Below are 21,049 nucleotides of genomic sequence, written 5' to 3'. Positions count from 1 at the left end.
TTTGACGATTTTTAAGGGTAATTCTGTTCTTTTTAAGTATATTTATTATGAGAGATATTTTAATAATATTGCTATTAAATTATGTATTTGGACTTTTTTGTTGTGCTTAGAAAACGTTATTTCCGTGCATTTTAGATGGGAAAATACCAATAATAGAGTTTAAATGGTGTAAAAAGCTAAGTTTGCGGCGCGTTGTTTATTGCCGCAAACATGACTTTATATTTTAAAGTGCGCATTTATCTTTTAATAAATTTAAGGCTAGGGTGATACGTTATGACATTAACTTTAACAAATGCTGTGTTATTAACGTTTCTTTTAACAACTTTAACTGGAACATACTTGATTACCTTAGTTTGGTTAATTTTTTTCAGTTCTCGTTTTAGCTGAACCTTTTTATATTCTTGCTTTGTATATCTATCATGTGGTGCTGCAAATGCAGAACTAGATAAAGTGCCAATAACTAATAGTGCAGGTAGTATAAATGTAAGTTTCATAATATTGCGTCGTTTGTGGTTAACATGGCTAGTATTGACGTTTGAAACTGAATGCCAACTGCATGCAGGGCAACTGTAGGGAGGCTTTACACCCCTTTACTTATCTTTACTATTCTTGACGCTAATACCAATCCGCAGTAATACTTAATCAATTTGAGAGATTCAATCTAACGCTAACTCTATTAAAAAATGACTGATATATGGCTGCATAAATGCAGAAGGTAGAGAAATGAAAGAGCAATTGTCGAGAACAACTAATAACAAATTCAGCAGTGTTATCAACACCGTTTTCTTACCTCAAAACAGGTAGCTTAATTAAGCTACCTGGTATAAAACCGTATCGGTTCTATGCCAATACCAATCCTTATCCCATATATCGTTTAGAGTTTAGGTTGGCTACTTTTGATAAAAAGGATAATCGCTATAACCGACTTCAGTACCGCCATACATAGTGGCTGCATCGGCCTCGTTAAACGTCCAATTATTCGCTATACGCTCTGGTAAATCAGGGTTAGCTATAAATGGGCGACCAAATGCAAATAAGTCACCGTAACCTTCACCTAAAATACGTACCGCTTTTTCTACTGTGTATTTACCAGCATAAATAATGCGACCTGAAAATTCAGCTCGTACTGCTTTATAAAATTCTTGTGGTAAATCAGGAGCATTTTCCCAATCAGCTTCCGCTATTGATAAGTAAGCAATGCCAGCTTGCTCAAGCACTTTAACGGCTTGTACATAAGTATGATGAGGGTTTGATTCTACAAGTCCTAGATACACTCGTGTTTCATCTGTGCTTTCAAATAAAGGAGCAAAGCGAACACCTAAACGATCAGAGCCTACAACGTCACTTACCGCTTCAACTATCTCTTTTAAAAAGCGCAGGCGATTACTAAGCGTTCCACCGTATTGATCGTCACGGTTATTAGTATGTTCAGAAATAAACTGATTAACTAAATACCCGTTAGCACAATGAAGCTCTACGCCATCAAAGCCTGCTTCTAGAGCATTACGTGCAGCTTGCGCATACATGTTTACCAGTTCGCCAACTTCAGTTGTTGTTAGTGCACGAGGCTCACTTGGGTCAGCCAATGCGCCTTCACCAGGTGCGGTTTCAATAAATACTTTTACATTGTCAGCAATAATATCTGAAGGGCCAACCGGTTTACCTGAATTTGGTTGTAGTGTGGCGTGCGATACGCGCCCTACATGCCAAAGCTGAGCAAAAATAACACCGCCTTTAGCATGTACTGCATGTGTTACTTTTTTCCAGCCTTCAATTTGTGCTTGCGAGTGAATACCTGGGGTCCAAGCGTAACCTTGCCCACGAGGTTCTATTTGTGTGCCTTCGGTAACCATAAAACCAGCCGATGCGCGCTGCGAGTAATACTCAGCCATTAATTCATTAGGAATATTGCCAGGCTGAGTGCTGCGAGAGCGAGTAAGAGGAGGCATCACAATACGGTTTTTAAGTGTAAAAGGGCCAAGCTCAATTGATGAGAATAAAGGAGCGGTATTAACTAATTCTGATTTCATTTTAAATTCTCTTATAAAGCAAACAAAGGCTTAAATAGTGGTTAAGCAACATTGGCAGCATAGAGATTTAAAGATACAATTTGAAACAACACTTTTTTGTGCAGCATACAATTATGAATGGTATTAGTCGGCTCGATATAAAACAGTTAAGAGTACTCAGTAGCTTATTAGAACTGCAAAATCTTTCGCAAGTAGCCAAAAAAATGGGGTTAACGCAACAAGCTATTAGTGAGCAACTACGAAAGCTACGAGACTTATTTGACGATCGCTTGTTTATTCGCCAAGGCAATAACATGGTTGCTACTCCTAAAGCGCAAGGACTCAAGGCGCCTATTAATCATATTTTAAAGCAATTAGAATCGTTATTAGAGCCCGAGCTGTTTAGTCCGCAAACTTATAAAGGTGTGTTTACCATAAGCGCAACCGACTACGCCACGCAGGCCTTATTGCCGCAATTATTTAATATTACCCGCCGCGAAGCGCCAGGTTTAAAGCTGATAGTGCGCGACTTTGCGTCTGACAACGTTAATCAACTTATAACGGCAGGCGAGCTTGATTTGCTGATAAGCTTTCCAGAATTTATACCCGACAACCTTTCTTATATCACTTTGTTTGAAGAACAGCATTTGTGTATTACCGGTATAGGTAACACTACTTACACTGAACCTTTGAGTTTGGCGCAATTTGCAAAGCATTCACAGCTAGTGGTGTCGCCATCGCGCGCTAATTTGCGCGGATCGCACGATCAGTGGTTTGAAAGCCAAGGGCTAAAACGTAATATTGTAATGTCGGTACCGAGTTTTTCAGCAGTGCCCGACATTTTACATACAACCGATATGCTAGCGTTTTACCCATCAAGATTATTACCAAACAGCAAAGTTAAACAGCTAAAAATAGAAGCTCTGCCTCCTACCTTTAAAGTAATAGCCGCATGGCATCCGCGTACCAATAACAGCCCAATCCATAAATGGTTGATAGAGCAGCTGCAAAATTTATAACGATGTAAAAAATCTAAAGTGATTACTTTTTACTGTTAAATTAATAACCCAACATTTAGATTAAATCATTTAACCCCTCCTTAACCCTCGACCTAATAAGCTATGTGTAATAGTACGAATTAGGCATAGTTAAATGGTTTATTTTAAAAAGCACTCAACCGGTTTTTTATTTGCACTTAGTTGCACGCTTGCTGCGTGTAGTAGTCAGCCAAGCTATCAAGGTAATGGCATATTGCACAACGAGATCTCTATAAGTAAATAGCAGCGTACAAACGGATACGCCACACACTGCTAATAACACAAATAAGCCCGCCAATATTGGCTACGGTTTAGGGGTGGAGTTAAGCGAAAAAATAATAAAACGACACGGTTGGGTATACGAAGTAAACGACATGCCTGGGCGTTATGAAGTGGTGGTCGATTTTAGTTAATACGCTTTTTTTAATACTTAGATTTAAAATATAAAAACCGCGCTAAGGCATCTTTAAAATTGCTTGAGCGCGTTTTTTTTATATTCAAAAATATTTAATTTAACGCTGAGAACATAAAAAACTTAGTGATAGTAATGTGTTAAGTAATTTGCTAAAACTGTAGGTAAGAAAAGTGAGGGTAGCGCGAGTAGGGATGTACGTTAATTTTGTACAGCTAACTTGTTGAGTTTCTTATAATGTTCGATTTATGTAACAAATAATGAGTAAAATAATATACGCAGTACGGAGTGTTAATTTAGACAAAATCAAAATAGGTGAGTCTAATGTACATTCAATGCTCAATAGAATACGAACGCATCAAACAGGCTCTGGAGATGAGCTTGAGTTGATCGGTGTGCACTATGGGAAGTACCAAACGGATAAGCAAATCCACCCTCTTTTAAATTCAAGCCATTCTCATTTAGAGTGGTTTAATAATACTGAAGAAGTAGCAAATTTCATCCAATCTAATTTTTTAATTTTTCCTAAAGCACTGTCACTTTTAACTGACATTAGTTGGTCAACAACAGAGACAATATCAACTGAAACAATCGCAATTAATGAGTATGTGAAAGGAAATATTAACAATAATGAGTTTACTACATGGTTGGCTAGCTTTAATGTTCTTGAATATATACAAAGTCAACTTAGAAAACACGAAGACGTTTAGCTTCAGTTAAAGTTAATTAAAGCAATTTGTTAGGTTTTTTCTATACATTATAACCTGCAGTTTTAGCACTGCTTAGTGCTACGTCTTTAGCATGCAAGAAAGGATAAGCTTTATGTTTGGATTTGGTAAGGGAAAGAAAATTGAGAAATTAATTGATGCAATTGGTTCTACTTTTTCTGGTCAAATGATGATATTACCAATTAGTCCTAAAGAGTTAATTTCGTTATCTAAGCATGACAAATTAATATCCGGTTATATTATGGGATTTCAATTGCATATTATTTCTCAATCACCTTTCAATGAAAAAGATCATAAAGGGATACTTTTAGATAGCTACTTTAATCTTTTTGGGTCGTATGATGCCCAAGAGGTGATTGATTTTGCTTTCAGTTCAGCAGGCGATAAATTGTTTAATTCAGGAGTTGCACTTGGAATTCAAGATATTATTAACTTCAGCAAAGATCCAATGGATGCCCCCTTAAGCCTAATAAGAATACTTAATGAAGAAAATCAAGGTGATGGTATACCATTTTGACTTGCTTCATAGCTAACGATACCATCAAGCCAGATTCGCAATAGTTGACTTAATCCAACTCAGCTAAACATTTTAGCGAACTATTACTCATCGCTTCTTATAGCTTAAATAGACTTACATGGAGTGTTAATTCATATGTTCAAATTCATAATTATTTTAATCTCAATTACTTCTTTCAATGCCTTGGCTGCAGAGAAGGTTAAACTTGGAGTTTTGGGGAACGTCGGGGCTGATGGTTTTTTTAGCCCGACGGTAACATCATTTGTTATTGAAAAAGTAGAGCCTAATTCACCCGCTGAAAAAGCAGGGATTGTTGCAGGACAGAAAATCATTTCTATAGAAGGCTGTAAAATTCCAGGCTGCCCTGCCAGTGAAGCAAAAGAATTAATGCGCAAGGAATCTGGAGAGATTTTACAATTACTTTTAGAGAATGAAGATGGTAGCCAAGTAACTTTAAAAATACCTATGAATGCTTGGTAAATCTAAGAAGTTTTTAAAATACCTAAATATACCCAGCCTATAAAGCATGGTTATTGTCAAAGCGTGGTTTTGTGTAAATGAGCTAGACGCAGTAAATATTGACAACGTTAGCGAGCTTTTGGAGTACTACTTACTCGGTTTATATGTAGGTTACTGCTTAAAGTAATTGGGATAGATTAAAAAGGTTTGATCAGTAATAACCTTATTTAATTAATGAATACATTGGTATTGCGTTAAATACGGCAATACCAATGATTATTAGACTAAAGCTTATAAATCGCTGCGCCAACCCATGCCAGACTCTTCCATTAAACGCTTGTACACGCCTTCTATGTTAAGTGGTAACCATGCATCAAACTGTTTAAAGTCACTAAATTGGTCTAATTTTACATTTTGTTTAATTTCGTCAAGCGTATTACCAGCTAAAACGCCTGCTGTTACTTGGCTATATAAATGCTCCAAATAACTTAAATAGCGCGCTACATCAGCCTTGCTGCCAATATCGGCATGTCCGCCTACAAAAGTATCAAAGTCATATTTGAGTACCGCTTGGGTTGAGTTAATCATGCCTTGAATATCGTAACTCCACAGCTTTTGCCACGGCATTCTGCCAATAACAATCCAATCAACTACAAATAACGTTTTTTGCTTTTCGAATAATATACTAACCGAACCACGACCATCGTTTGGACCATGGTAGTTAAGCTTTACTGTTGACTCACCAAGGGTAAGTAGTAGCTCGTCATCAAAAGTAAGGCTGGGCGTTACTGTTTTCATTTGTGTGTTTTTAATATCTTGCGCAGCGAGTTTATGCGCTACAAACGTGGTGTGCGGGCTTTTAAATACCTCGGCGCCGTAAATATGATCGCTGTGATTATGGCTATAAATTACATACTTTACCGGTACGTTAAAGCGGGTTTTAATTTGCTCGTTTAACCAGATGGCGGCTTTTTTATTAAGCGGGTCGGTAACAATTGCGCCCTCAGAAGTGATTAAAAATACTGAGCGGTGTCTGTCGTCTATAAAGCGGTGTAAGCCGTCCCCTAAGTCTTCTATTTCATAGGCTTGTGTGGCAAAGCCTATAAATAATAGGGCTGTAGTTAATAGTTTTTGTAGCAAGCGGGGCATACACCATTCCTTTTTAAATTGATTAAATTAATAACGCTATTAAAAGAAGAAAGTACAAAGCTGTAAAAAATTTCAGCTGTTGGTTAAATTAAAACTTAAAACTTAAACCTAAGCCTAAACCTAAGTAAAAGGATCAAATATGAGGATGAAATAAAAAGCCATTATAAAAATGGCTTTAGATAGGTTGGTTGGGTTTATCTTTGTGTTAGTTGTTGGTTTATTTCTTCAAAGATACTGGCATCATCTATGGTTGAAGGTATTTGTAGCTCTTCGCCATCAACCAGTTGGCGCAAATTTTTACGCAGTATTTTACCCGAGCGTGTTTTGGGCAGCCTATCTACGCTAACTATATTTTTAAGGCACGCAATAGCGCCAATTTGATTACGAACACTTAAAACAAGCGCTTGTTCTACGTCGGTACTTGAGCCTATAAAATCATTTTTAAGCACGATCATTCCCATAGGGAGTTGCCCTTTTAGGGGATCGTTTACACCAAAAACAGCGCATTCGGCAACAGCAGGGTGCGCGGCTACTATCTCTTCCATTTCGCCGGTAGAAAGCCTATGCCCTGCTACATTTATAACGTCGTCGGTTCTGCCCATAATAAATAGGTAGCCGTCTTCATCAATATAACCGCCATCACCAGATAAATAATAACCTTCGTATTCATTTAGGTAGCTTGCTTTAAAACGCGAGGTATCTTGCCAAATTGTTGGCAGGCAACCCGGTGGAAGTGGCAGTTTAATTACCACGGCGCCTTGCTCGTTAGCTGCGCATTCATTGCCATCCATATCTAATATTCGCACGTCAAAACCTGGAGTAGGCACGGTAGAGCTGCCAGGTTTTGTTGCTAAGTACTCAAGCCCTACAGGGTTACAAGCAATAGCCCAGCCGGTTTCTGTTTGCCACCAATGATCGAGCACTGGCAGTTTGGTTTTTTCTTTAAGCCACTCGTAAGTGGGAGGGTCTAATCGCTCGCCAGCTAAAAATAAACGTTTTAAGCTTGAGGTATCGTATTGATTAAAACCATCGGCATTTGGATCTTCTTTTTTGATTGCTCTAAAGGCGGTGGGGGCACTAAATAATGCATTTACTTTATATTCTTCAACCACGCGCCAAAATGCACTGGCATCGGGCGTTTTAACGGGTTTACCTTCATATAATACTGTCGCGCAGCGATACATTAGCGGCGCGTAAACTATATAAGAGTGCCCAACTACCCAGCCAATGTCAGACGCTGCCCAAAATACGTCGCCGGGCTTCATACCATAAACGGTTTCCATGCTGTATTGCATTGCCACTGCGTGACCGCCATTTTCGCGCACTACGCCTTTGGGTGTGCCTGTCGTGCCTGAGGTATATAAAATATAAAGCGGGTCATCTCCATTTACAGGCACCGGATCTGCGCTTGCAGCCGTTTGCATTGCCTGGGTCCAATCTATGTCTCGTTTAGGCTTAAGAGTGGCGGTAACTTGTGGACGCTGATAAATAATGCAGTGCTCTACTTTGTGCGTAGCTAAGTCTATTGCGTTATCAATGAGTGGTTTGTATTCAATAACGCTGTTTACTTCAACACCGCATGAGGCGCTAAGTATAAGCTTGGGCTTGGCATCATCAATGCGTACAGCTAATTCGTGTGCAGCAAACCCACCAAATACCACCGAATGAATAGCACCAAGACGAGCACACGCCAACATACCAATAACAGCTTGTGGGATCATTGGCATATAAATAACAACGCGATCGCCTTTTGTAACACCTAACGATTGTATTACGCCTGCAAATTTAGTAACTTCTTGTTGCAGTTGTGAGTAGCTATAAGTCTGCTTTGTATTAGTGACTGGGGAGTCGTAAATAAGTGCAGTTTGCTCGCCAAATCCGGCAATAACGTGTTGGTCTAGCGCTAAAAAACTGGTGTTTAATTGCCCGTCACTAAACCAATGATAAAGCCCGTCGTCGTCTTGTGTGTATGCTTTTGTGGGGGTTTTATACCATGGAATATTTTTACTTTGTTCGAGCCAAAATTGGGCTGGGTTTTGTTTAAAGGCAGTATATTGCTGTTTATATTCGCCTGACATGTAAGGCTCCTAAAGCTAAATTTGTGTGTGAGAGACCTTACAAAATGTAGGCTTTTTTTAGCAAGCAAGCTATTCGACCTTGGTCGGCTAAAAGTTAATCAATACACTGGTTTTAAAAATACCAAATTGACAATACAAAGCGTGTGGTTCAGCATGGCGGGCAGTAAAAATAAGAGAAAATACGATATGAGTAACGTAGTAAGAGTAGGGGTTGCGGTTATTATAATGCGCCAAAACACAATTTTACTAGGTGAGCGCATTGGTGCGCACGGTGCTAATACATGGGCAACACCTGGTGGGCATTTAGAGTTTGGTGAAAGTGTTGAGCAATGTGCAATACGAGAAGTGTTTGAAGAAACAGGTTTAAAGGTAAGTAAAATTACTAAGCTTGATTTTACCAATGATATTTTTACAGCAGAGAACAAACACTATATTACGTTGTATGTAAAAGCTGATTTTGAAGGCGGGGAGCCTGAGCTTAAAGAGCCTAATAAATGTTTAAAGTGGCGCTGGTGCGATATTAATAATCTACCAACGCCACTGTTTACATCACTAAAAAATTACTTATCTGAGGCTGTACTAGCCTAGTTATTTTGTTGGCGGTGTCGCTGGGCTTAACGCAAGTTTACTAAAGCTTACTTGAGCGTAATCGCCATTTTGTTTATCTGTAGACCAATCGCCAGTACCTAAACAACCTGGGTACCAAATACCTTTCGCGCTTTTAGTACTACATTGGTTATAAGCGCCGGCTTTAAAGTAATGCCAATCTGCAGCGTAACCATTTGGATGATCTTTTTCGTCTACTTTGCCATAAGCATCTACGTTATTACCTAAGTTAATAGAGTAGTTAACGTCTTCTTTGCCTTGTGTGCTAAATGTAAGGTGCATAACATTTTTATACACATTTACCGTGTAGCTAAATTCTTCACCTAGTGCAATACCGGCGCTGCCTGGCTCGTTAGGGTTTTCCCATGTATTACCCCAAACAGGGTAAGTAATGTCTTTACGGTCAGGATTTGTTTTAGGTAAATTACGTTCGTAGTTCCAAAAAACTGAGCCTGTTTTGTGCCCAGGCCATTTTTTGTAATATATTTTAATTGGTTCATTGCCCCAGCCATAACCAAGCTTGGTATCAATAAGTGCCTGATCTTTACCCGCGTGAATTTGTCCTACAACAACCGAGTAAGCTGCTTTTTTATCAGGGTCGGTCGCACGTAGCGCAACGTGATCTACTTTTAACGTTGCTTCCATTTTTCCACCAACAGAACCAAATCGGTCAGATAGCGGGTGAACAGCTAAAGCAAAGTTGTTTTTAGAGTGTTTAGTTTTAATTTTAGTATTTGATCCACGGATCATTTGTCTAAGTTCACTACGGGTATTAGTAGAGTTAGCACTTGTAAGCGCTTTATTAGGGGAGGTAAATACCATGTAGCCTTTTTCATCAAGGTAGAAAAAATCAGGGTGTGCGTAAGTCTGAATTTCTTCTACATCTATTTCATCAATTTTACCGTCGTTGTTTAAATCAACTGGTACATTTATTTTCCAGTGAGATAAATCAAACTTTGTTGCAGGTACCGGTGCATCGCTTTGCTGATTAGTGCTTTGGGTACTTGAACAAGCGGTAAAAAGTAAAGGGGTGATAACGGCTAAAGCCGTAAGTTTAAATGTGGATGTATTTTTTATCATTATTGTCTCTGTGTGATGAAGTAAAAATTGTGCGGTACAGGCATCGCTTAATCTCAATCTAGCATACCAATTTAACAATTAAAACTTACCAATTAGTAAAATTAAATATTTTTAAAATGATTTATTGTTATACCAATTTGGTTGAGGTGTTTTTTAACGGCTTTTATGGAGGTGTTTCCGGTATGTATTTTTTATGTGCTTGGCTATTCTCTTAGTGATATTTAACGTAGATTTTGGCGCTAAGGTGTAGTCTATTTTTTGGGGGGGAGGAGATTTTTAATTTTGTAGTTTGCTTTGCCGCGTTTAGCAAATAACTAAATAACCACTGCCAATAACTAATGCCGGGCTTTAACTATGGTTAGTGCTGCAAGTTAGTCGTGTTTGGTAATAAAAGTTGCCACTTGTTTAAAATGGCATGATATTCACCATTTTCTTTAATATTACTTAATGCGTCAGAGAGTGCTTTAGCTGTTTTAGGATTAAGTTGATTACTTGCTGCAAAATTAAGTGAGGAGGGAAGATCGCTTAAATGAATTCGTTTTGTTATTAGGCTAGGATCGAGTCCTAGGCTTTTTAGCTCGTTATTAAGTGTAAGTGTATTAGTTACTACAAAGTCGATCCGGTTTTTATAAAGCATTTGCCAAAGTTGATTATAGTAACTGACCAGTATTAAATTGTTATTTTCGGTAAAGCCTTTTTGCTTTAAGTAGGCTTCGCTCAGGTAGCCACGAATGGTTGCTACTTTATACTCTTTAGCAAAATTTAAGTGAACAACTTCATCTACATGGCTTTTTAAGCTAATTAAATAAGCATCTGCAAAATACACTTCGCCTAACCACGTATATTTATTAATCCGCTCTGGGGTTTTTAACAAAGACAACATTATGGCGTTGGTATTTGTTTTATGCTCCTTAAAAACGCGGGCCATAGGCATTATTTCAAAATTAGCGGTTAAGTTTGTTTGCTTCACAACTGCTTTGGCAATGTCGACTAAAGCGCCGCTTACTTCACCTTGCTGATTTTTAAAGTGATAAGGAGGAAGGTCTTCAGCTATAAAAGTAACCGAATCGGCGTTACACAGGGGGCTATATAAAATAAATACAAAAGCACTTAATAAAACACGCAAAAACATAAAAAATCTTTTAAAGCAATAATACACCTAGTGTAGAGAGTATTAACTAAAACATATATATATTATGTTTATATAACGTAAATAATTTGCACTTATTTGGCTGTGCTTGCTGTTTTGTATTTTATAAATTGTAATGGCGAGCATTTATGCCAGCGTAAAAAAGCTCGATTAAAAGAGCTTTGATCTTTAAATCCTAAAATATTAGATAAATCAGCAAGTGGCATGCTGGCTATTAATGTATCTGCACGTTTTTTACGTTCTTTTTCGAGTAGCTGAGCAAAGGTTAAGTTTTGTTGTTTTAAGCGTCGTTGTAGCGTTCGGGGTGTTAAATTAAGCGCATCAGCTATGCCTATTAGGTTGCAGTTTTGCAAGGTAGTTTTAGCTGTAAGTAACTGATTAACTTTATCGTCAATACACTGCTGGCTTTTAAAGTTAGAGAGTTGCTGCTCTGACAATTGCTTAAAAGTAGAATTAATAATGGCGTTATCGGTTTTAAAGGGCAGCGTCAAATAATCGCTCGGAAAGCTAATTTGATTATATTCAGCACTGCTTTTTACAGGGCATTTAAACCATGATTCAAGGGCGCGCCTTTGCGATGGCAACCAATTATAAGTGAAACTAATACTACTTGGCGAAAGCATTAAATTTATTAACTGGCGAATTACACTTACCCACGCGGTCATGTTTCGTAAAACAACATGCTCATTACAACTTTGGTGAGCAATCCAACGAATAGTTGCTGTATCAGTATTTAGTTCAAACTTGGCTTTACCAATATCAGCCACCAAGCTGTCGTAGCTTAACAATGCTTTAATGGCACTGCTTAAGTTATCGCTTGATTCAATTAAGTAACCTAAAACGCCGTAGTCAGCAGTGCGAATTTGCTGACCTAGGGTAAAACCAAAAAGAGGATCGTTAAGTGTTTTCTTGCCATAAACTAATAAAGCATTGTAACTATTTAAACTAATACGCGGCGCTAATTGATGGGTACGCTGATTACTAAATTCGTCAAAGCTAATAGCGTGCAAAGCCGTTTTAGTATTAATGCCTTGCGCTTGTAAGTAATCAAGAATACTTGAAAAGTAATGATCAGCCAATGTGTGCATTTGTCATCTAAAGCTAAAAAATAGTCGTGTATTAGCAAGTTTGCCACGTTAAATTTTTATATGCTAGTTGAATGCCTAATAACCTCTTGCTGTAAAAATGATACTTATAACAATTAAACAAGCGCTTAATGCACAGCCACAGCAAATAATAAGCACACTATTGGATCATCAACAGTTGCATCGATTTTTTAATGCCAAATTTACGCTGCTACAAGCACAAGACGAAGGGCAAATAGAAGGCGGAAAAGGAGCTGTTAGGCAAGTGAAAATAGGTAAAATAACTTTTTCAGAGCAAATAATCAGTGCCGATCAAAATCAGATCAGTTACCAAATAGTAGGCGATAAACCAGTAGCTAATCATCGAGGCGACATATACCTCAGTGCAAATAAAGACATCAATACTTTAGTTACCGAACTTAACTATTGCATAAGCTGCTCAGCTCCATGGTGGATGCCAAATGCATTACTTAAATATGTTATTACAAAAGATATAACCCAAGCGTTAAACAATTTAAATAATTATTTTTTGGCGGGTAAAGTATGAACTCAGAAATTATTTTGCTCGCTCTTAGCCCGTTATTTTTGATATTTGTTTGCTGTGAGTTTATTAAGTTTAAGTGCTATTACGACATAAAAGATAGCCTAGCAAATACAGTGTTAGCGCTATTACACCAAGGCGCAGATGCTATTGCGTTACTGCTGTTAATGCCTTTATTTAATTGGTTGTATGACTATAGATTGTTTGATATTGAAGTGAGTGTGTTAAGTATTGCATTTGCATTTTTACTACAAGATTTTTTGTATTATTGGTTTCATAAAGCATCGCATCATATTCATTGGTTGTGGGCTGCACATGTGGTGCACCACAGCTCAACTAAAATGAATTTTACCACCGCATTTAGGCAAAGCTTAATGTACCCCGTAGCCGGTATGTGGGTGTTTTGGCTACCTATGATTTTAATTGGATTTGAACCGCTAACAGTATTTAGCGTGGTTGCATTAAATTTGGCGTATCAATTTTTTGTACATACTCAAATAGTGGGTAAGTTAGGCTGGTTTGAAAAAGTATTTAATACGCCTTCGCATCACCGAGTTCATCACGCAATAAATACAGGCTACCTTGATAAAAACTTTGCAGGTGTACTTATTATTTGGGATAAGTTATTTGGCACCTTTGTAGAAGAAGATAAATCAAAGCCTTGTAAATACGGCATTATAGGGCAGCTTAATAGCAATAACCCAGTCGTTATTACGTTTCATCAGTGGGAGCACTTATTGAAAAGTGTTTATAAGGCATCGGGAATAAAAGCTAAATGTAGAGTGCTATTTGGCTACCCTACAAGTAGCATTAAATATAAATAATATTGAGAAAGTTAAAAGTAAAACTGCATAGCTAAACTCATTGATGAATTATGGCTATGCCATTGAGCATGCTGTACTTTGCTGCGCAGCGATACATTGCGAGAAACAGCGTAATTCCATGTTATAGCTATTTCGCTGTGCTTACTTGCTGCGTTATCAGTTAGCCATAATATATTGCCAGTTAAAGCGAGTTTATGGTTATTGCTTATTTGCCAAATTACACCGGCTTCGCTGCCTATTCCAGTACTAAGTCGGTCGGTTATATCGCCTGTATTTAGCTCAAATTGACCAAGAATATAGCCGTGTAGATTATTAGGATCGCCATAAGATTTACCATAGCCTCCTTTTGTAAAAAAGCGGCCTAAACGTTTATTGTCACTTGGTTGTCGGTCAAAGCCCATTTTAAAGTTCCACGACCAGCTATCAAATACGCGGTTATCGGGTGCAAGCGACATAGCATCTAATAAGTAAAAATGTTCAATATCTGCATTTCCTTCGTCAGTAATAGCGGCTTCCAAATCAAAAAAACTAATTTGTGCACCCGCTATAAAACCTTCAGGCCTATCTAATAAGTCATGATACGCAAGCCTATAACCAAAATTTGTAAGGTTTGCTTGGTTATTATTTTGTACCCTACCTAGCGATACTTTAGAAGAACCATGACCTTGCTCTGGGGAAGCAATAGGGCGGCTTGGCTTAGTAAATGGCGAAGCTACTTTATATTTGCTGCGCATTAGGAGTAGCTTAGTTAGTCGCGGGGCAATTTCTTCACGATTTAATGCTTTATCGTAAAATTCAAAATTTAACCATTCATACGCCATTTCTAAAATAGCGACTAATTGCGACTGTGAGTAATTACGAGTATTGAGAGAGCCACCTTGCATTAACTCTCTTGCATCATCAAGTTGTTCGTCAGTCATTTGAGTAGAGTAATGGTAAAGCTTAGTACCAAAAGCAGGGCGGTAATTAGGTGTTTGTAATAAGTTGTTATTTCTTAGTACTGCAACGGTATCTGATGGAATAGCTTGCATATTAAATGACGATGTTAAATCAAGGTCCTCTTGTGCAAGTTGTAATAATGCAAGTAATTGGTAAGAGCAGTTTTCATCAATAAAAAAGTAATCGAATGTAGCTAATTGTAGCTCCCATAAGTGCAATAAAATAAGCTCTACCTGTGGCTCTGATAAATTAAGTTTGTATTCCCAAATATCACGAGATTCTAAATCATTATATTCGCGTACTTTTTTATAGTATGGCATAAGTGAAAACTTACCTGGATAGCTGCCAATCAAGCCTTTTAGTGCATACATAGCTGCGTTATCTGAGCCGTCTGGTTCTGCTGCAAAATTAACTGCGAATGCGAGCAACTCTTTATGGCGAGTCTGATCTTTTGCATCAATACGAAGTAAAGTGTGGCCAAACATTGATGATGGGCTATTCATAAATGCAGTTGGAAAAACTAACGTAACCCCTTTAGGGTTTATTATTTTTTGCCACGCCTGTAGCTCTGGGCAATTAAGTTCGGGCCAGTTATTTTCAATTTTTGTTTTTAGCCATTTATAACGTGCAGGAAACTGACAACGATATTGTGTTGTTTTTGGGTCAGTATTTTTACCACTAAATGCGGCTATAGTGGCTTTAAGTTCGTCATATGGGCTTGTTTTACCTGTAGGAGATAAAAAAAACTCAGCACTGTCTACTTCACTTTTCCAATCACCTAATGTGGCCAAGCGGTAGTGACCTAATTTAAGCCAGTAAGAGTGTGTTGCTAATGTATTTGTTTCAATACTTTGAGCGTTTGAGTAAGTACTAAAAAGAGCGAGCAGTAAACCAAATAATATTTTTTTCATAATCACTAAATTACAAAAGCCGCTAGAGAAATACTCCAGCGGCTTTATTTATACGTATAAAACCGGCTAATTTAGCTGATTAAGAAAGAGTATAAGAAGCAAGTTGTGCGTTACTTGCAAGAACAGTGTTTAGGTTTTCTAAAACTGTTTGTGAAGTCACGTTTTCAGAAGTAAATACTGAAGAAAACTGTGCTTGAGCAAGCTTATTGAACGCTGCTTTATCTTGATCTGCAACACCCCAAGCTTCAGCTAGAGTAGCTAAAGTTTCGCCTTCACCTTTTGACATATCACGAGCAAGTTGCTCCATGTTACCGTCAATGAATAAAGCGATTTTTTCTGAAGAAGTTACTGTACCAGTACCATCACAACCAAGAGTACCAAAAGTGATACCAAAAGTTTGGTTACCAGATGTACCATTTGTTGTAGCGCCTAAAATTTTAACGCCTTTACCTTGCTGACCAGCAAATAACATAGAACCAAGACCACAACCAATATCTTGGTCAGCCATTGCGTTTGAGAAAGGAAGTAAAGATAGAGCTGCTACTGCGATTAGTTTTTTCATTTTCATAAATCCATATATGATTGTCTTTATTTAGGGTAAATAAAGTTCGCGGAAGATTCTAACAGACTTGCAGAAAAAAGGAACAGGTTAAAACATGAATATTTTACACTCTAATTTTTAAATATATTAAAGTTAATGTCAGGATAAAAATCAGCCTAGTTTCCACTTTTTATTGAACTGGTGGCGGTTTTTTACTTCTTGGGGCACCTAATAAAATACAAGTATGGCAAATACATACAGATAAAAATGCACTAATACCCAATGCACCGCCATAGCCGTCAAGTTTTGGTACAAGAAATTCAAATAAGATTGAAAACAAAATAGATGAGCTTGCTACAGTATAAATACCAAATCGATGTGGGGCGCTCATACCTATGAATGTGCCGCCAAAAAATACAATTGCGTATAAATCGGGGTTCAAATTTAAAGCGCTAAAAATTAAATAAGCAATAATAGAAAGTGAAGACGACGCTCTAACCCCGTCAAAGCGACTATGCTTAGCTAAATAAAATGTTAAAAAAGCCCCAAGCAGTACAAGTAATGGATATTCAATACTCATAATACAATTCCTTTGGCTAATACAAAAAGTGCCACGCTTGCAAAAGCTACGCTGCCAAGCTTGCCACCAAAACCTGTAAACATATTCATAGTAAGCACATACAAACTTGAGCCAATAAGCGAAATAATAGCAATTTCCCAGTAACTGGTAATTAAATGAGTTGAACACATGCCTGCAAAGCTACCAGCATAAATTGCAGCATACGGATGGTTTTTATAATGTGCAGGAAAAGGAATAAACGAGCCAATAAGCCCCGTTAGCGCAGCAGAAATCACTAAAGGTAATGCAAAAGTAGTGTGCATAGCAAAGCAAGCTACAAAGCCTAAAAAGAAAGTGATGAATTTTAAAAGTAAGAATTTAATCATAGCGGCGCATTTTAAACTAATCCTTTTGCGCTTTCTAATACTCTCTAACAAATAAATGTTATAAGTAATTACAAACTTTAAAAGCGTGTTTTTTAAACTGCATTTAGGTATTAAATATGCTTAATAGTGCCGCTGTTAATGTTCTATAAATCACAAGTTATGTATAATGGCGATAATTTAATGTATTAAAGTGTTAACCAAGGGTTATTTATGTCTAACTGTTTACATCTGGCTATTCCGGCTGGCGATTTAAAAGTGGCTAAAGCGTTTTATTGTGACGTACTAGGCTGTAAAACGGGTAACAGTGAAGAAGGTCGCTGGGTAGATATAGATTTTTGGGGTAATGAACTTACCTTGCACCAAAGTGTTGAGCGCCTACCAACAGTTCGCCATGATGTTGATATGGGAGCTGTAGCAGTACCTCACTTTGGGATTCACTTATCTGAAGATGAATTTAACGGGTTAAAAACACGTATTGAAGATGCGGGTATTGAATACCTAGATAAACCATATCGCCGTTTTATTGGTGATGAGTTTGAGCAAGAAACGTTTTTTATTGAAGATCCAAATGGCAATGTGCTTGAAATGAAAACCATGGTAAATCCAGAGGTTTTATTTAAAAAAGTATAAATGCTGTTGTTTAAGTTAAGCTAAAAAACCACTTTAACAAGTGGTTTTTTTATAACTATTAATCAGTGTTTTGATAAATTAGTTAATATTTACAGGTAAAAAAAATTACGCTACATACATGATTTTTATTCACTCTACAATGTAGGTATAGACACGTAGACTTAATTTCAATTCTCATACTTTATTGTTATTTATGCTGCTTAAACTCATAATTGCACCTTTGCTTATTTTACTAATAACATTCGCCCAAAAACGCTTTGGTAGTTTTGTTAGCGGCATAATTCCTGGCTTGCCTATTACCTCTGGGCCTATTTCTTATTTTATAGCATTAGAGCAAGGTAAATTATTTGCAGCTAACTCAGCGGTGGCCTCTCTTTATGGTATGAGCGGTATAGGCTTATTTTGTTTTAGTTACTTGGTTGTATCACGAAGGTTTGGAATGCTTAAATCGCTTTTTACAGCGTTGAGTATTTGGTGTGTATTTAGCGTTATTACTTTATTTTTACCAGTGAATATTATTGTGGCGAGTGTGGTTTCACTTTGTATTTTACTCGGTTTAACTATTATCTCTACAAAGCTAAATATATCGGTTGATGCAAAACCATTAAATGCTCGCTGGGAGCTTCTGGTAAAAATGATATTAGTGACGAGCTTTATCGTGCTTGTTACGTTTATATCACAGCATATAGGGTCTGCGTGGAGCGGGTTAATATCTACCTTTCCGGTTATTTTGGCGGTAATGGGCAGTGTTGCCCATTTTAGTGACAAACAAGCCTCAACGTTTAAAATTCTTAATGGCGGTCTTATTGGTTCATTAGGTGGGTGTGTATTTTTTGCGGTGATTGCGTTTATGTTAAAACATAACTTTATGATTTGGCAGGTGTACGCAACAGCTGCCATTTTCTCAACGTTATTTACTATTATTTTTAGCCAACTTATTAATCGCCAATTTACTAAGCAAGCTTTGCTAAACACCAAAAAAAGCAGTGCTTAAGATTGACTCTCTCGGTTAATTTACATCTCTAAAACCATTACCTAGTTATGTAGTTGAATTAACATTTCACTGGGGGTTTTATTAAAGTGGCGTTTAAATTCGCGGCTAAATTGCGATGGGCTGGTATAGCCAACCTTTAATGCGGCTTCGTTGGCTTTGCTTCCACTACTGGTTATAAGCTCTTTAGCCTTAGCTAAGCGTACTTTTTTTAAATACTGCAAAGGTGACTCAAACGTTACTTGCCTAAAAGCACGATGGAACGACGATACGCTCATGTTTACATCTTCAGCCAACCCCTCAACTGTAATTTGATTGGCATAACTACTGTGCATAGTTGAAAGCGTGCGGGCGATACGCGCATAATGCCCATCATGCATAGCAAGCCCTATTAAAGTATGTCCTTGTGGGCCACAAAGTACACGATATACTAATTCTTTTACTATATCTTCGCCAAAAACGTCAGCCTCAATGGGGTTATTAAGCACGCTAAGTAAACGGTGGGTTACTTGCTCCATTGCGCCATCTATTTTAGCCGATTGAACGCCACTCATTTGCCCAGTAGTGAATGGCTTATGTGTACCAATTTGGTTTACTAATTTATGTAACATTACCGGGTTTATATCTATAACAATCCCCATAACAGGCAGGTTGTTATCGGTAAAAGCTTCGCATTCAAGTGGCACAGGTACACCTAAAACAAGGTAGTCGCCTTCACCATATTTTATTTGATGATCAGGAAAATGAATTATCTTATGTCCTTGTCCAACAATAATAATACCTGAGTTATATATAAGTGGCTGGCGCGGCGAGCTTTTACTTGCACGATGAAAATACACACCTGGAATAATGGTTTCCATGTTGCCTTCAAAGTTAAGTAAATTATTGTGCTCTGCGAATTTTTGCATCATGTTGGCTATTGAGGACATTAAAACTTCTACTATCGTACGAATTTTGCGTAAAATATCAATCTTGACAGTTTTAGGCAAGCTTTTGCGAGTTATTGGGCTTTTTTTATGTTTGTTTTGCCACTAATATGCACTCATTGAAGTTTAGCCTAGTTAGTAACTAAGCATTCTATTTAGTATTTAACCGTCACCTAGGAGCAAAATAATGAAATTTAGCTACGTAAACCCAACACTTATCCAGTTCGGCCAAGAACAAATTGCCTCACTAACTGATTTGATCGCAAAGGATCAAAAAGTACTTGTAGTGTACGGCGGCGGTTCAATTAAAAAGAACGGCGTGTACGACCAAGTTGCAGCAGCACTTGAAGGCTTTGACTGGGTTGAGTTTTCGGGTGTTGGCGCTAACCCAACTATAGAAGTACTAGACCAAGCAGTAAAAATTTGTAAAGAACAAGGCATCGACTTTGTACTAGGTGTAGGCGGCGGTTCAGTAATCGACGGCGTTAAATACATTGCAGCATCTGCAGTTTATGATGGCGAAGGTTGGGATATTCCTACTGGTAAGCACACTATTACTAGCGCATTACCAATTGGTGCAATATTAACATTGCCTGCAACGGGTTCAGAGTCTAACCAAAACTCAGTTGTGAGCAAAGAAGCAACAAAGCAAAAACTACCGTTTGCATCACCAGAAGTACTTCCTAAATTTGCGATTATGGACCCTGATGTAATGAAAACATTACCACAGCGCCAACTTGTGAATGGATTAGTAGATGCATGGGTTCATACCTGTGAGCAGTACCTAACATTCCCTGAAACAGCATTGGTTCAAGAAGGTTACGCAGAGGCACTTTTAAGAACGCTTAAAACACTGGGCGATAACTTTGAAAACCAAGACGACGCATGGCGTGCAAACCTTATGTGGGCAGCTAACCAAGCACTTAATGGTTTGATTGGTTCTGGTGTATCGCAAGATTGGGCAACACACATGATTGGCCACGAGCTTACAGCCGCTTACGGCGTTGATCATGCTCGTTCACTTGCTATTGTTCAGCCTTCTTTACTACGCAACCAATTTGCAGTTAAAAAAGCAAAACTAGAGCAAATGGGTAAAAACGTATTTGGTCTTGAGCAATCTGACGATTTAGCTGAGAAAACAATTTTAGCAATCGAAGCGTTTTACCACAGCCTTGACGTAGCGACCCAGCTTACTGAGCATGGCGATGATAAAGCCGCTGCTATTGACAATATTATTGGCAAACTTGAAGCACACGGCATGCTGGCACTTGGTGAAAACCAAGCTATTACGCTTAAAGAAAGCCGCGAAATTTTAGAGCAAGCAGTTGCTTAATTTTCAAAGCTAAGCGCTTACTTAAATATACTAAGTTTTAGCGTTAATAAAAAACCGTCGACCTTTAGGTTGGCGGTTTTTTTATGGTTTATTATAAATACTGTGTTGCTAATTAACCAATAAAGTCTGTATTAATGTTTTTAATGATGATAGTAAAC

General features: G+C 37.8%; 23 protein-coding genes. 11 read left to right on the top strand and 12 right to left on the bottom strand.

The genetic code is table 11. The annotated features are described in order from the left end of the window. Positions 1-236: 236 nt before the first annotated feature. Positions 237-494 carry a hypothetical protein gene (locus I6E85_RS09350; RefSeq protein ID WP_010554878.1) on the bottom strand — a complete coding sequence of 86 codons (258 nt, stop codon included), beginning with the start codon at positions 492-494 and terminating at the stop codon, positions 237-239. A gap of 396 nt (positions 495-890) precedes the next feature. Continuing rightward, entirely contained in the window at positions 891-2,030 is a 1,140-nt protein-coding gene (locus I6E85_RS09345) for an alkene reductase (RefSeq protein WP_197236868.1), read from the bottom strand. Positions 2,031-2,110: 80 nt separating this feature from the next. Here I6E85_RS09345 and I6E85_RS09340 point away from each other — a divergent pair, with 80 nt between their 5' ends. The 5 genes from I6E85_RS09340 to I6E85_RS09320 all read left to right on the top strand — a co-directional run bounded on the left by I6E85_RS09340 (position 2,111) and on the right by I6E85_RS09320 (position 5,183). Next, positions 2,111-3,028: a LysR family transcriptional regulator gene (locus I6E85_RS09340; RefSeq protein ID WP_197236867.1), complete on the top strand. Its 918-nt coding sequence runs from the start codon at positions 2,111-2,113 to the stop codon at positions 3,026-3,028. Positions 3,029-3,161: 133 nt separating this feature from the next. Further along, entirely contained in the window at positions 3,162-3,290 is a 129-nt protein-coding gene (locus tag I6E85_RS21150; RefSeq protein ID WP_269208790.1) for a hypothetical protein, read from the top strand. Positions 3,291-3,793: 503 nt separating this feature from the next. Continuing rightward, on the top strand, positions 3,794-4,168 hold the full coding sequence (locus tag I6E85_RS09330; RefSeq protein WP_197236866.1) for a hypothetical protein: 375 nt from the start codon (positions 3,794-3,796) through the stop codon (positions 4,166-4,168). 112 nt (positions 4,169-4,280) lie between these two features. Further along, on the top strand, positions 4,281-4,703 hold the full coding sequence (locus I6E85_RS09325) for a hypothetical protein (protein WP_197236865.1): 423 nt from the start codon (positions 4,281-4,283) through the stop codon (positions 4,701-4,703). A 135-nt stretch (positions 4,704-4,838) separates the two neighbouring features. After that, a complete protein-coding gene (locus I6E85_RS09320; RefSeq protein WP_024589723.1) occupies positions 4,839-5,183 on the top strand; it encodes a PDZ domain-containing protein in 345 nt (114 codons plus the stop codon). A gap of 270 nt (positions 5,184-5,453) precedes the next feature. Here I6E85_RS09320 and I6E85_RS09315 read toward each other — a convergent pair whose 3' ends face one another. Continuing rightward, positions 5,454-6,311 carry an MBL fold metallo-hydrolase gene (locus I6E85_RS09315; RefSeq protein WP_197236864.1) on the bottom strand — a complete coding sequence of 286 codons (858 nt, stop codon included), beginning with the start codon at positions 6,309-6,311 and terminating at the stop codon, positions 5,454-5,456. A 194-nt stretch (positions 6,312-6,505) separates the two neighbouring features. Then, positions 6,506-8,389, bottom strand: a complete 1,884-nt coding sequence (locus I6E85_RS09310) for a propionyl-CoA synthetase (protein ID WP_101216764.1) — start codon at positions 8,387-8,389, stop codon at positions 6,506-6,508. A 186-nt stretch (positions 8,390-8,575) separates the two neighbouring features. Here I6E85_RS09310 and I6E85_RS09305 point away from each other — a divergent pair, with 186 nt between their 5' ends. Beyond that, positions 8,576-8,977, top strand: coding sequence for an NUDIX hydrolase (locus I6E85_RS09305; RefSeq protein ID WP_165783606.1), 402 nt, complete (start codon positions 8,576-8,578; stop codon positions 8,975-8,977). Here I6E85_RS09305 and I6E85_RS09300 read toward each other — a convergent pair whose 3' ends face one another. From I6E85_RS09300 to I6E85_RS09290, 3 genes are all read right to left on the bottom strand, one after another. Further along, on the bottom strand, positions 8,978-10,075 hold the full coding sequence (locus tag I6E85_RS09300) for a polysaccharide lyase family 7 protein (RefSeq protein ID WP_024589727.1): 1,098 nt from the start codon (positions 10,073-10,075) through the stop codon (positions 8,978-8,980). It abuts the gene before it with no gap. Between the two features lie 358 nt (positions 10,076-10,433). Then, positions 10,434-11,207 carry an ABC transporter substrate-binding protein gene (locus tag I6E85_RS09295; RefSeq protein WP_024589728.1) on the bottom strand — a complete coding sequence of 258 codons (774 nt, stop codon included), beginning with the start codon at positions 11,205-11,207 and terminating at the stop codon, positions 10,434-10,436. Positions 11,208-11,299: 92 nt separating this feature from the next. Further along, positions 11,300-12,313 (bottom strand): AraC family transcriptional regulator, encoded by a 1,014-nt coding sequence (locus tag I6E85_RS09290; RefSeq protein ID WP_024589729.1) that lies wholly within the window; start codon positions 12,311-12,313, stop codon positions 11,300-11,302. Positions 12,314-12,410: 97 nt separating this feature from the next. Here I6E85_RS09290 and I6E85_RS09285 point away from each other — a divergent pair, with 97 nt between their 5' ends. After that, entirely contained in the window at positions 12,411-12,857 is a 447-nt protein-coding gene (locus tag I6E85_RS09285) for an SRPBCC family protein (protein ID WP_024589730.1), read from the top strand. Further along, positions 12,854-13,675: a sterol desaturase family protein gene (locus I6E85_RS09280; RefSeq protein ID WP_024589731.1), complete on the top strand. Its 822-nt coding sequence runs from the start codon at positions 12,854-12,856 to the stop codon at positions 13,673-13,675. Before I6E85_RS09285 ends, I6E85_RS09280 begins: the two co-directional genes overlap by 4 nt. 11 nt (positions 13,676-13,686) lie before the next feature. Here the strand turns inward: I6E85_RS09280 and I6E85_RS09275 are convergent, their stop codons facing one another. The 4 genes from I6E85_RS09275 to I6E85_RS09260 all read right to left on the bottom strand — a co-directional run bounded on the left by I6E85_RS09275 (position 13,687) and on the right by I6E85_RS09260 (position 16,948). Continuing rightward, a complete protein-coding gene (locus I6E85_RS09275) occupies positions 13,687-15,525 on the bottom strand; it encodes a DUF4105 domain-containing protein (protein WP_197236863.1) in 1,839 nt (612 codons plus the stop codon). A gap of 79 nt (positions 15,526-15,604) precedes the next feature. After that, positions 15,605-16,087, bottom strand: a complete 483-nt coding sequence (locus I6E85_RS09270; protein ID WP_024589733.1) for a DUF3015 domain-containing protein — start codon at positions 16,085-16,087, stop codon at positions 15,605-15,607. A gap of 169 nt (positions 16,088-16,256) precedes the next feature. Beyond that, positions 16,257-16,646: a hypothetical protein gene (locus I6E85_RS09265; protein ID WP_007587227.1), complete on the bottom strand. Its 390-nt coding sequence runs from the start codon at positions 16,644-16,646 to the stop codon at positions 16,257-16,259. Beyond that, a complete protein-coding gene (locus I6E85_RS09260; protein WP_007587218.1) occupies positions 16,643-16,948 on the bottom strand; it encodes a hypothetical protein in 306 nt (101 codons plus the stop codon). The genes I6E85_RS09265 and I6E85_RS09260 overlap by 4 nt, the downstream gene beginning before the upstream one ends. Positions 16,949-17,221: 273 nt before the next feature. On the opposite strand from I6E85_RS09260, the gene I6E85_RS09255 reads away from it, so the two are divergent. Further along, entirely contained in the window at positions 17,222-17,641 is a 420-nt protein-coding gene (locus I6E85_RS09255; RefSeq protein ID WP_010554617.1) for a VOC family protein, read from the top strand. A gap of 193 nt (positions 17,642-17,834) precedes the next feature. Further along, positions 17,835-18,635 (top strand): hypothetical protein, encoded by an 801-nt coding sequence (locus I6E85_RS09250; RefSeq protein ID WP_231388428.1) that lies wholly within the window; start codon positions 17,835-17,837, stop codon positions 18,633-18,635. Between the two features lie 41 nt (positions 18,636-18,676). Here the strand turns inward: I6E85_RS09250 and I6E85_RS09245 are convergent, their stop codons facing one another. Further along, the gene (locus I6E85_RS09245; protein WP_024589735.1) at positions 18,677-19,561 is read right to left on the bottom strand and encodes an AraC family transcriptional regulator; all 885 of its coding nucleotides are present in this window, start codon (positions 19,559-19,561) and stop codon (positions 18,677-18,679) included. Positions 19,562-19,745: 184 nt separating this feature from the next. On the opposite strand from I6E85_RS09245, the gene I6E85_RS09240 reads away from it, so the two are divergent. Further along, on the top strand, positions 19,746-20,891 hold the full coding sequence (locus I6E85_RS09240; RefSeq protein WP_007587207.1) for an iron-containing alcohol dehydrogenase: 1,146 nt from the start codon (positions 19,746-19,748) through the stop codon (positions 20,889-20,891). Positions 20,892-21,049: the final 158 nt, after the last annotated feature.

The organism is Pseudoalteromonas sp. NZS71 (assembly GCF_015864715.1).
GTDB lineage: Bacteria > Pseudomonadota > Gammaproteobacteria > Enterobacterales > Alteromonadaceae > Pseudoalteromonas > Pseudoalteromonas arctica.
The sequence above is the reverse complement of the archived record's forward strand: the minus strand, read 5'-3'. Positions and strand labels throughout refer to the sequence as shown.

Coding starts and splice junctions, on each gene's coding strand:
- I6E85_RS09240 (WP_007587207.1), top strand. CDS start 19,746: ATGAAATTTAGCTACGTAAACCCAACACTTATCCAGTTCGGCCAAGAA.
- I6E85_RS21150 (WP_269208790.1), top strand. CDS start 3,162: ATGGTTTATTTTAAAAAGCACTCAACCGGTTTTTTATTTGCACTTAGT.
- I6E85_RS09305 (WP_165783606.1), top strand. CDS start 8,576: ATGAGTAACGTAGTAAGAGTAGGGGTTGCGGTTATTATAATGCGCCAA.
- I6E85_RS09315 (WP_197236864.1), bottom strand. CDS start 6,311: ATGCCCCGCTTGCTACAAAAACTATTAACTACAGCCCTATTATTTATA.
- I6E85_RS09310 (WP_101216764.1), bottom strand. CDS start 8,389: ATGTCAGGCGAATATAAACAGCAATATACTGCCTTTAAACAAAACCCA.
- I6E85_RS09275 (WP_197236863.1), bottom strand. CDS start 15,525: ATGAAAAAAATATTATTTGGTTTACTGCTCGCTCTTTTTAGTACTTAC.
- I6E85_RS09290 (WP_024589729.1), bottom strand. CDS start 12,313: ATGCACACATTGGCTGATCATTACTTTTCAAGTATTCTTGATTACTTA.
- I6E85_RS09270 (WP_024589733.1), bottom strand. CDS start 16,087: ATGAAAAAACTAATCGCAGTAGCAGCTCTATCTTTACTTCCTTTCTCA.
- I6E85_RS09350 (WP_010554878.1), bottom strand. CDS start 494: ATGAAACTTACATTTATACTACCTGCACTATTAGTTATTGGCACTTTA.
- I6E85_RS09325 (WP_197236865.1), top strand. CDS start 4,281: ATGTTTGGATTTGGTAAGGGAAAGAAAATTGAGAAATTAATTGATGCA.
- I6E85_RS09320 (WP_024589723.1), top strand. CDS start 4,839: ATGTTCAAATTCATAATTATTTTAATCTCAATTACTTCTTTCAATGCC.
- I6E85_RS09280 (WP_024589731.1), top strand. CDS start 12,854: ATGAACTCAGAAATTATTTTGCTCGCTCTTAGCCCGTTATTTTTGATA.
- I6E85_RS09260 (WP_007587218.1), bottom strand. CDS start 16,948: ATGCACACTACTTTTGCATTACCTTTAGTGATTTCTGCTGCGCTAACG.
- I6E85_RS09345 (WP_197236868.1), bottom strand. CDS start 2,030: ATGAAATCAGAATTAGTTAATACCGCTCCTTTATTCTCATCAATTGAG.
- I6E85_RS09265 (WP_007587227.1), bottom strand. CDS start 16,646: ATGAGTATTGAATATCCATTACTTGTACTGCTTGGGGCTTTTTTAACA.
- I6E85_RS09250 (WP_231388428.1), top strand. CDS start 17,835: ATGCTGCTTAAACTCATAATTGCACCTTTGCTTATTTTACTAATAACA.
- I6E85_RS09285 (WP_024589730.1), top strand. CDS start 12,411: ATGATACTTATAACAATTAAACAAGCGCTTAATGCACAGCCACAGCAA.
- I6E85_RS09245 (WP_024589735.1), bottom strand. CDS start 19,561: ATGTCCTCAATAGCCAACATGATGCAAAAATTCGCAGAGCACAATAAT.
- I6E85_RS09295 (WP_024589728.1), bottom strand. CDS start 11,207: ATGTTTTTGCGTGTTTTATTAAGTGCTTTTGTATTTATTTTATATAGC.
- I6E85_RS09255 (WP_010554617.1), top strand. CDS start 17,222: ATGTCTAACTGTTTACATCTGGCTATTCCGGCTGGCGATTTAAAAGTG.
- I6E85_RS09330 (WP_197236866.1), top strand. CDS start 3,794: ATGCTCAATAGAATACGAACGCATCAAACAGGCTCTGGAGATGAGCTT.
- I6E85_RS09300 (WP_024589727.1), bottom strand. CDS start 10,075: ATGATAAAAAATACATCCACATTTAAACTTACGGCTTTAGCCGTTATC.